The sequence below is a fragment of the Alteromonas sp. ABH4_457 genome (genome assembly GCF_056160625.1).
This window is the reverse complement of sequence record NZ_JBSWXN010000024.1, coordinates 1-438: the sequence shown is the minus strand read 5'-3', so window position 1 is coordinate 438 and position 438 is coordinate 1. Positions and strand designations below refer to the sequence as shown.

At 54.8% G+C, this 438-nt stretch carries 1 protein-coding gene; it reads right to left on the bottom strand.

Features of this window, described 5'->3' with window-relative positions:
- The coding region (locus tag ACXAGR_RS23785; RefSeq protein WP_474852924.1) for an Ig-like domain-containing protein at positions 1–438 on the bottom strand (438 nt) is incomplete at both ends.

Here is a 438-nt window from a genome sequence, read left to right as displayed (position 1 = left end):
TGGCATCAGTGACTGTTAACGTCACTGATTCACCGGCTGGCAGATCCGTGGTACCAGAAATAGTCGGGGTAGTGTCGTTACCGGTACCTTGGGCATCCAGTGTTACCGTCGGTGCAGTGGTATCCACCGTACCTGAGGTTGAGGCAGTGCCGGTATTGCCGGCAGCATCGGTCGCCGCAGCATCAACCGTGAAGTTACCTTCTGCCATTTCCGCTGGCACATCGGCGCTGAACGTACCGTCTGGCTGCACCGTTGCGGTAACAGTCTGTGCATCACCATTCGCATCTGTCACGGTTAACGTTACAGATTCACCTGCTGGCAGATCGGTGGTGCCTGAAATAGTTGGCGTGGTGTCGTTTCCTGTACCCTGGGCGTCTAAAGTGACTGTTGGTGCAGTGGTATCAACTTCACCACCAGTTGCTATTGCTGTCGTGGAAT